This window comes from Streptomyces sp. NPDC037271, from assembly GCF_055603605.1.
The window spans coordinates 176,705-184,206 of record NZ_JBVJVN010000014.1; the positions used below are offsets into that span (position 1 = coordinate 176,705).

The 7,502-nt window shown below is 70.8% G+C and carries 8 protein-coding genes and 1 pseudogene; 7 read left to right on the top strand and 2 right to left on the bottom strand.

What is annotated here, in order from left to right; all coding sequences use genetic code 11:
- The first annotated feature begins 3 nt into the window (after window positions 1-3).
- From ACZ7G3_RS23705 to ACZ7G3_RS23725, 5 genes are all read left to right on the top strand, one after another.
- Window positions 4-498 (top strand): low molecular weight protein-tyrosine-phosphatase, encoded by a 495-nt coding sequence (locus ACZ7G3_RS23705; protein WP_470928138.1) that lies wholly within the window; start codon window positions 4-6, stop codon window positions 496-498.
- Complete coding sequence (locus tag ACZ7G3_RS23710) at window positions 495-1,673, top strand: cystathionine gamma-lyase (protein ID WP_470928139.1); 1,179 nt, start codon at window positions 495-497, stop codon at window positions 1,671-1,673. Before ACZ7G3_RS23705 ends, ACZ7G3_RS23710 begins: the two co-directional genes overlap by 4 nt.
- Window positions 1,674-1,901: 228 nt before the next feature.
- Complete coding sequence (locus ACZ7G3_RS23715) at window positions 1,902-2,807, top strand: LysR family transcriptional regulator (RefSeq protein ID WP_470928140.1); 906 nt, start codon at window positions 1,902-1,904, stop codon at window positions 2,805-2,807.
- Between the two features lie 68 nt (window positions 2,808-2,875).
- A complete protein-coding gene (locus ACZ7G3_RS23720; RefSeq protein WP_426599646.1) occupies window positions 2,876-3,358 on the top strand; it encodes an NUDIX hydrolase in 483 nt (160 codons plus the stop codon).
- A gap of 145 nt (window positions 3,359-3,503) precedes the next feature.
- The gene (locus ACZ7G3_RS23725) at window positions 3,504-4,370 is read left to right on the top strand and encodes a GNAT family N-acetyltransferase (protein WP_470928141.1); all 867 of its coding nucleotides are present in this window, start codon (window positions 3,504-3,506) and stop codon (window positions 4,368-4,370) included.
- 134 nt (window positions 4,371-4,504) lie between these two features.
- Here ACZ7G3_RS23725 and ACZ7G3_RS23730 read toward each other — a convergent pair whose 3' ends face one another.
- On the bottom strand, window positions 4,505-4,924 hold the full coding sequence (locus ACZ7G3_RS23730; RefSeq protein WP_426599644.1) for a GlcG/HbpS family heme-binding protein: 420 nt from the start codon (window positions 4,922-4,924) through the stop codon (window positions 4,505-4,507).
- Window positions 4,925-5,042: 118 nt separating this feature from the next.
- A complete protein-coding gene (locus ACZ7G3_RS23735) occupies window positions 5,043-6,254 on the bottom strand; it encodes an MFS transporter (RefSeq protein WP_470928142.1) in 1,212 nt (403 codons plus the stop codon).
- A 139-nt stretch (window positions 6,255-6,393) separates the two neighbouring features.
- Between ACZ7G3_RS23735 and ACZ7G3_RS23740 the strand changes: the two genes are divergently transcribed.
- Window positions 6,394-6,858, top strand: a complete 465-nt coding sequence (locus tag ACZ7G3_RS23740; protein ID WP_426599642.1) for a MarR family winged helix-turn-helix transcriptional regulator — start codon at window positions 6,394-6,396, stop codon at window positions 6,856-6,858.
- Window positions 6,859-6,945: 87 nt separating this feature from the next.
- Window positions 6,946-7,399: pseudogene (locus ACZ7G3_RS23745) on the top strand (GNAT family N-acetyltransferase).
- The last annotated feature ends 103 nt before the right edge of the window (window positions 7,400-7,502 follow it).

The following is a 7,502-nucleotide window of genomic DNA, read 5'->3' on the forward strand; positions in this document are numbered from 1 at the left end:
CCGATGACCTACCGCGTCTGCTTCGTGTGCACGGGCAACATCTGCCGTTCCCCGATGGCCGAGGCCGTCTTCCACGCGCGCGTGGCGGACGCCGGGCTGGACGGCCTGGTCGAGGCCGACAGCGCCGGCACCGACGGCTGGCACGAGGGCGAGGGCGCCGACCCGCGCACCATGGCCGTCCTGGAGGGCAGCGGCTACGGCCTCGACCACACGGCCCGCCGGTTCCGGCCGTCCTGGTTCTCCCGCCTCGACCTCGTCATCGCCCTGGACGCCGGCCACCTGCGGGCACTGCGCCACCTGGCGCCCACGGAGCAGGACGCCGCCAAGGTAAGGCTGCTGCGGTCCTACGATCCCGCCGCCGATCGCCAGGACCTCGACGTACCGGACCCCTACTACGGGGGCGCGGACGGCTTCGAGGAGTGCCTTGAGATGGTGGAGGCGGCGAGCACAGGATTGCTCGCCGCGGTACGCGAGCAAGTGGAAGGACGAGCGGCATGAGCGATTCCGCTGCAGACAACGGGGCCGGTACGGGCGCGGAGGCGGTCCCTTCCGGCACCGGGGACGGCACGCGCGCGGTGCGGGCCGGACTGCCCGAGCCCGTCAAGCACGAGCCGACCCTGCCCGGCCCCGTGTTCGCCGCCCACTTCCATCTGCCGGGTGAGCCGACCGGCCCGTACACCTACGGCCGCGACGAGAACCCGACCTGGACCCACCTCGAGCGCGCCATCGGTGAGCTGGAGGCGCCCGGGCAGGACGACGTCGAGACACTCGTGTTCGCCTCCGGCATGGCCGCGATCTCCTCGGTGCTCTTCTCCCAGCTGCGCGCCGGGGACGCGGTCGTCCTGCCCGACGACGGCTACCAGGCGCTGCCCCTGGTCCGGGCCCAGCTGCAGGAGTACGGCATCGAGGTACGCACCGCGCCGACCGGCGGGGACGCGCAGCTCGACGTCCTGGACGGGGCGAAGCTGCTGTGGATCGAAACGCCGTCGAACCCCGGGCTCGACGTGTGCGACGTCCGGCGGCTCGTCGAGGCGGCCCACGCGCGCGGCGCCCTGGTCGCCGTCGACAACACGCTCGCGACGCCGCTGGGGCAGCGGCCGCTGGAGCTCGGCGCCGACTTCTCGGTGGCCAGCGGAACCAAGCAGCTCACCGGCCACGGTGACGTCCTCCTGGGCTACGTGGCCGGCCGCGATGCCGCGGCGATGACCGCCGTACGACGCTGGCGCAAGATCGTCGGTGCGATCCCCGGCCCCATGGAGGCCTGGCTCGCGCACCGTTCGATCGCCACCCTCCAGCTGCGCGTGGACCGGCAGAACACCACCGCGCTCAAGGTGGCCGAAGCCCTCCGGGAACGGCCCGAGGTCACCGGTCTGCGGTACCCGGGGCTGCCCGGCGATCCCTCGCACGAGATCGCCTCCCGGCAGATGCTGCGGTACGGGTGCGTCGTCTCCTTCACGTTGCCCACCCGTGCGCGTGCCGATCGCTTCCTCGACGCACTGCGGCTCGTGGACGACGCGACGAGCTTCGGCGGGGTGCGTTCCACGGCCGAGCGGCGTGGCCGCTGGGGCGGCGACGCGGTGCCGGAGGGCTTCGTCCGGCTCTCGGTCGGCGCGGAGGATCCCGAGGACCTGCTGGCTGATCTGCTGCGTGCGCTGGAGGATTCCGCGGACTGACCGCGCCGCACAGCTGCCGCGCGGTGTCCGCCCGAGTACGACGGACGGTCCGAGCCTCCCCCCTCGTGGCTCGGACCGCCCTCCGGTTCCACGCGCGAAGAACCGCGCGATTAAGGCTAGTTGACTCTGCGTCAGTGTCCAATCACTGGAGCGACAGCGACCTATCGACATATTTATAGTTGGGCGCGGCCGGAGGGCTGGAGGTAACAGAAGAGGGGAAGGGCTTGCGTGGATCTGGCCTTGCTGCGCACTTTCGTGACCGTGTACCGAGCCGGCTCCTTCACCCGCGCGGCCGCCCTGCTCGGCCTCTCCCAGCCGGCCGTCACCTCGCAGATCCGCACCCTGGAACGGCAGCTCGGACGCCCGCTGTTTCTGCGGCAGGCCCGCGGCGTGACCCCGACGACCATCGGCGACGAGCTCGCCCACAAAGCCGCACCGCATCTGGACGCCCTGGTCGAGATCGCCGAAACCGGAGTGGACGACGACTCCTTGCTGAGGACCCTGCATCTCGCCGGACCTCCCGAGTTCACCGCCGAGCGCGCCCTTCCCGTACTCACGGAGCTCACCGGCGAGGACGGACAGGGCTTCGCCCTGCGCGCTTCGTTCGGGAACGCCGAGGAGACCCTGGAGGGGCTGGCCGCCGGACATCATGATCTGGCCATCGGCACGGCCCGGCCGCGCGGCGCGCTCCTCACGGCGACTCCGCTCTGCGACGAGGAGCACATCCTGGTCGCCGCGCCCCGCTGGGCCGAGCGGACCGGCGCCGAAAAGCCCCGCCGCACCACCGCACTCGCTCTGGAACACGTTCCCGTGGTCGAGGTGCATGAGTCCCTGCCCTTTGTCGCCCGTTACTGGGCGTCCGTCTTCGATGCTCGCCCGGCCGCCCCGGGCACGGTCGTCGCCCCGGACCTGCGTGCGGTACTCGCCTGTACGGTCGCGGGCGCCGGGCTCGCCGTACTGCCCCGCTATCTGTGCGCCGAGGCACTGGGGCGCGGTGACGTCGTCTCCCTGCACGATCCGGCGGTGCCGCCGCTGCGAACGTATTTCCTGGTGGTGCGTACTGGCACGTTGGCGATGCCGCACATTGCCCGGGCCCATGAGGGGCTGCTGCGCGCAGCCGCCGACTGGAACTGAGGCCGACGGCCCCGCACGGTGAGCCTCCGCGATGTTTCACGTGGAACCAGCCGGGCCACATTTCTCCCATGACCGTCCGACCCGTGGTCAAGCGCACCGCCCGTGCCGTCCTCCTCGACGGCGATCACCTGATCCTGATCAAGCGCACCAAGCCCGGTGTCGATCCCTACTGGGTCACTCCCGGAGGTGGGGTGGAGCCGGGCGACAGCACTGTCGTGGACGCCCTGCACCGCGAGGTGCACGAGGAACTCGGTGCCAAGATCACTGACGTGGTCCCCTGCTTCGTGGACACGGTGGAGCACATCGGCGAGGACGACGGCGCGACCGGCGTGAAGGTGCAGCACTTCTTCGTCTGTCACCTGGAGTCCATGGATCCGTCCCTGCGCCACGGCCCCGAGGTCGACGACCCCGCCGGGGAGTACGAGATCGTGCGGGTGCCGTTCACCCGGGTCGGGATCGCCTCCGTCCACCTCGTCCCGCTGTCGCTGAGGCACTTTCTGGACGGCAACATCGAGGGGGTGCGTGCCATGCACGCTCCCGACCTCGGCTGACACCGGCGGCAACCGGTCTGTCGGGCGGCACGGCGTCCAACGGGTGACGGACCGCTGTGCACTCGGCCACAACGCGGCCAAAAGCTCGCGTGTTCCGCCGGAAAGTGGTGGACGCGGACGGCCGTTGTCGGACAGCCTGACCTGCGTGCCGACACCTTCCCTCGCCTCTCTGCCGATCCGCCGTCTGACGCTCCGCGATCTCACCGCCTGCGCCGATCTGTCCGAGGACCGGGGGTGGTTGCGCGAAGAACACAAGTGGAGGTTTCTCCTCACAGCCGGGAAGGGCTACGGCATCGACGATCCCGGGGGCGGTCTCGTCAGCGCTTGCACCGTCACCGAGTACGGACCGCACGAACGTCCCTCCCTCGCCGCCATCGGCATGGTGCTGGTCGCCGAGCGGCACGCCCGCCAGGGCGTCGGACGCCGGCTGATGCGCCACGTCGTCTCCGCACTGGGCACCACCCCCCTGACCCTGCACGCGACCCCACACGGCCGGCCGCTCTACGAGGAGATCGGCTTCAAGGCCACCGGCCGGGCCGAGATGGTGCGCGGGCGTTTCACACCAGGCGGGCCCGAACCCCGGACCGCCACACGCGCCGCCACGGCCGAGGACCTCCCCGCGATCCTCCGACTCGACGAAGAGGTATTCGGCGCCGACCGCACCCACATCATCACGCGGCTGCCGGCCTTCGCGGACCAACTGCGCGTCGCCGAGGAGGACGGTCGGCTCATCGGGTACGCCGCGGCCTGGCCCAATATGGACACCCACGTCGTGGGCCCGCTGATCGCCCGCGACACCGAGACGGCCAAGGCGCTCGTCGGCTCCCTCGCCGCCCGCACCGACCGGCCGCTGCGCACGGACATCGACGTGCGCCACGAAGAGCTGCTGAGCTGGGCGAAGGAGCACGGCCTCTCCTCCGTAGCGCCCAACGCGGTCATGACGTACGGGATCACCGAACTGCCCGGGGACTGGAGCCGGCGGTTCGCGCCACTGACCGTGGCGGCGGGCTGACCCTGCGCGGCGGGCTGCCTCTCGCGAGGCAACGGCGTGCGGTAGCGGAGTGCGGTACGGCGACATGCGGTACGCCGAAGCCGGTTCCCTGTGAGGTCCGGGAACCGGCTTCGCCGTGCGCATGGCGGCTGTCGTCAGGCGAGGGCTTCCAGGGCGGCCGTGGCGACGGTGTGGTCCTGCTCGGGCGCGCCGCCACCAACCCCGATCGCGCCGATCAGCCGGCCGTCGCGGTGTACGGGCACGCCGCCCGCGATGAACAGCAGTGGCCGGTCGAGTGCCGTGGGAAGCGTGTGGAAGAGGCCGCCGGGCTGAACGGCGTCGACGAGGTCTGCGGTGGGAGCGTTCAGCTGGAGCGCCGTATAGGCCTTGCGGGTGCTGGTCTCCCCGGATATCAGCACGGCCCGGTCGTCACGCCGGAAAGCGAGCAGATGCCCGCCGGCGTCGAGGACTGTGACGCTGACGGTGCTCCCGGCGGCCTCGGCGGCACGGTGAGCCGCGATGACGAGGGCTTCCGCGTCCTGGATGGTCAGCGGGGCGACAGCGGTGGTGCTCATGGGAGGTTTCTCCTTGGTTGGTGCTGAGTGGTGCGGTGCCTCAGTCGTCGTCGAGGCGGAGGAACCGCAGAGGTACGGGGGACTTGCCCTGGCCCCACCACCCCACGGCCTGGTGCGTTCACTGGTGGACGGCGGCGGCCCGCTGCTCGGTGGGCACGGACCCCGTGACGACCGTGCCGGGGCCACCGCCGCGCCGTTCGAGAGCGGCCGAGAGGAATGCGAGGAGCAGCGCGGAGGCGGCGAGCACGGCCCCGACCCAGTTCGGGGCGGTGTAGCCGAAGCCTGCTGCGATGACAGCGCCACCGAGCCAGGCGGACAGCGCGTTGCCGAGGTTGAAGGCGCCGATGTTCACGGCCGAAGCCAGTGTCGGGGCGCCGTGCGCGTGGTCCAGGACGCGCTTCTGCAGCGGCGGGACGGTGGCGAAGCCCAGTGCGCCGATCAGGAAGATGGTCACGGCCGAGGCGATCTTGTTGTGCGCGGTGAGTGTGAAGAGGGCGAGTACGACGGCCAGGGCGCCGAGTGAGACGTACAGCATGGGCAGCAGGGCGCGGTCGGCGAACCTGCCGCCGACAAGGTTGCCGCCGACCATGCCGAGGCCGAAGAGGACCAGCAGCCAGGTGACCGAAGCGTCGGCGAAGCCCGCGACGTTCGTCATCATCGGCGCGATGTAGGTGACGGCGGCGAAGACTCCGCCGAAGCCGAGGACGGTCATGGCCATCGCCAGCAGGACCTGGGCGTTCTTGAACGCGGCCAGCTCGTGCCGCAGCCGCACGCCCTCCGCCTTGGGCACGTCGGGGACAAGTCTGGCGACACCGGCCAGGCCCACGACACCGAGCACCGCCACGATGGCGAAGGTGACGCGCCAGCCGGCGGACTGTCCGACGAGGGTGCCCAGCGGGACGCCGACGACGTTGGCGACGGTCAGTCCGGTGAACATCATCGCGATCGCGCCGGCCTTCTTGTGCGGCGCTACCAGGTCGGCCGCGACGACCGAGCCGATGCCGAAGAAGGCACCGTGGGTGAGGGAGGCGACCACGCGGCCGGCCAGCATGACCGAGAAGGCGGGGGCGAGCGCGGAGAGGAGGTTGCCGGCGATGAACAGGCCCATCAGCAGCATCAGCATCCGCTTGCGCGGGATCTTGGTGCCGAGCACGGTCATCAGCGGGGCACCGAACATCACGCCGAGCGCATATCCGGTCACCAGGAATCCGGCGGTGGGGATGGAGACCCCGTAGTCACTGGCGACCTCGGGCAGCAAACCCATGATCACGAACTCTGTGGTTCCGATTCCGAAGGCCCCGATCGCGAGGGCCAGAAGCGCGAGAGGCATGGAGGGATGCACCTTCCAGAAGATTGCAGGAGCGCTTTGCGTGCGTCCACAATAATTGCAGACGCGGGCTATGCGCAAACGCCGAAAGACGCGACACTGGTCTACGCTGGTCTCAGCCACTCCGGGACGGAGGAAACACATGACAGCGACGGACCCCGCGCTCACCGCCCTCTCCCAGGGCTGGTGCGCCCTCTCCCTGCTGCACGGGAGGATCGAGGCTCACATCGAACGCGCCCTGCAGGCCGGTCACGATCTGAGCGTGCGCGAGTACTCCCTGCTCGACGTACTCAGTCGGCAGCACGACGGCGACGGGGGACATTTGCAGATGAAGCAGGTCGCCGATGCCGTCGTCCTGAGCCAGAGCGCCACCACACGCCTGGTGACCCGGCTCGAGGACCGCGGACTGCTCGAGCGCTACCTGTGCCCCACCGATCGCCGCGGCATCTACACCAACGTCACCGCGGCGGGCCTGAGCCTGCTGGACGAGGCGCGGCCCACCAATGACGCCGCCCTGCGCGAGGCCCTCGACGAGGCGGCCAGGAATCCGGAACTGGCCCCGTTGGTCCGGGTAGTTGAGACACTCAAGACGCCGGTGCCCGCCTAAGAGCCGGCGACCGGTGCCGGTGTACCCCGCACTCTTTCCCGCCTGTACGCCGCACTCTCTCCCGCCGCCTCTGCATAGGGTGCGGCCATGGGAGATCTTGTTATACGACCCACCACCGAGGACGACATCCCAGCGGTCGTCGCCATGCTCGCCGACGACCCCCTGGGGGCCCAGCGAGAGTCACCGGACGACCTGGCCCCCCTACCTCACCGCTTACGAACGGCTCAGCAACGATCCCAACCAGCACCTGGTCGTCGCCGTCCGCAACGACCGCGTCGTCGGCACACTCCAGTTGACGATCGTCCCCGGCCTGTCCCGACGCGGTGCCACTCGGTCGATCATCGAAGGCGTCCGCATCGACGCCGCAGAACGCGGCAGCGGCCTGGGCACCCAGCTCATCGAGTGGGCGATCGACGAGTCCCGTCGACAGGGGTGCCACCTGGTACAGCTCACCTCCGACAAGACCCGAACCGACGCCCACCGCTTCTACGAGCGTCTCGGCTTCTCGGCCTCGCACACGGGCTTCAAGCTCCAGCTCTGAGTAGGGCGCTGGGGGGGGGGGGGGGGGGGGGGGGGGGGGGGGGGGGGGGGGGGGGGGGGGGGGGGGGGGGGGGGGGGGGGGGGGGGGGGGGGGGGGGGGGGGG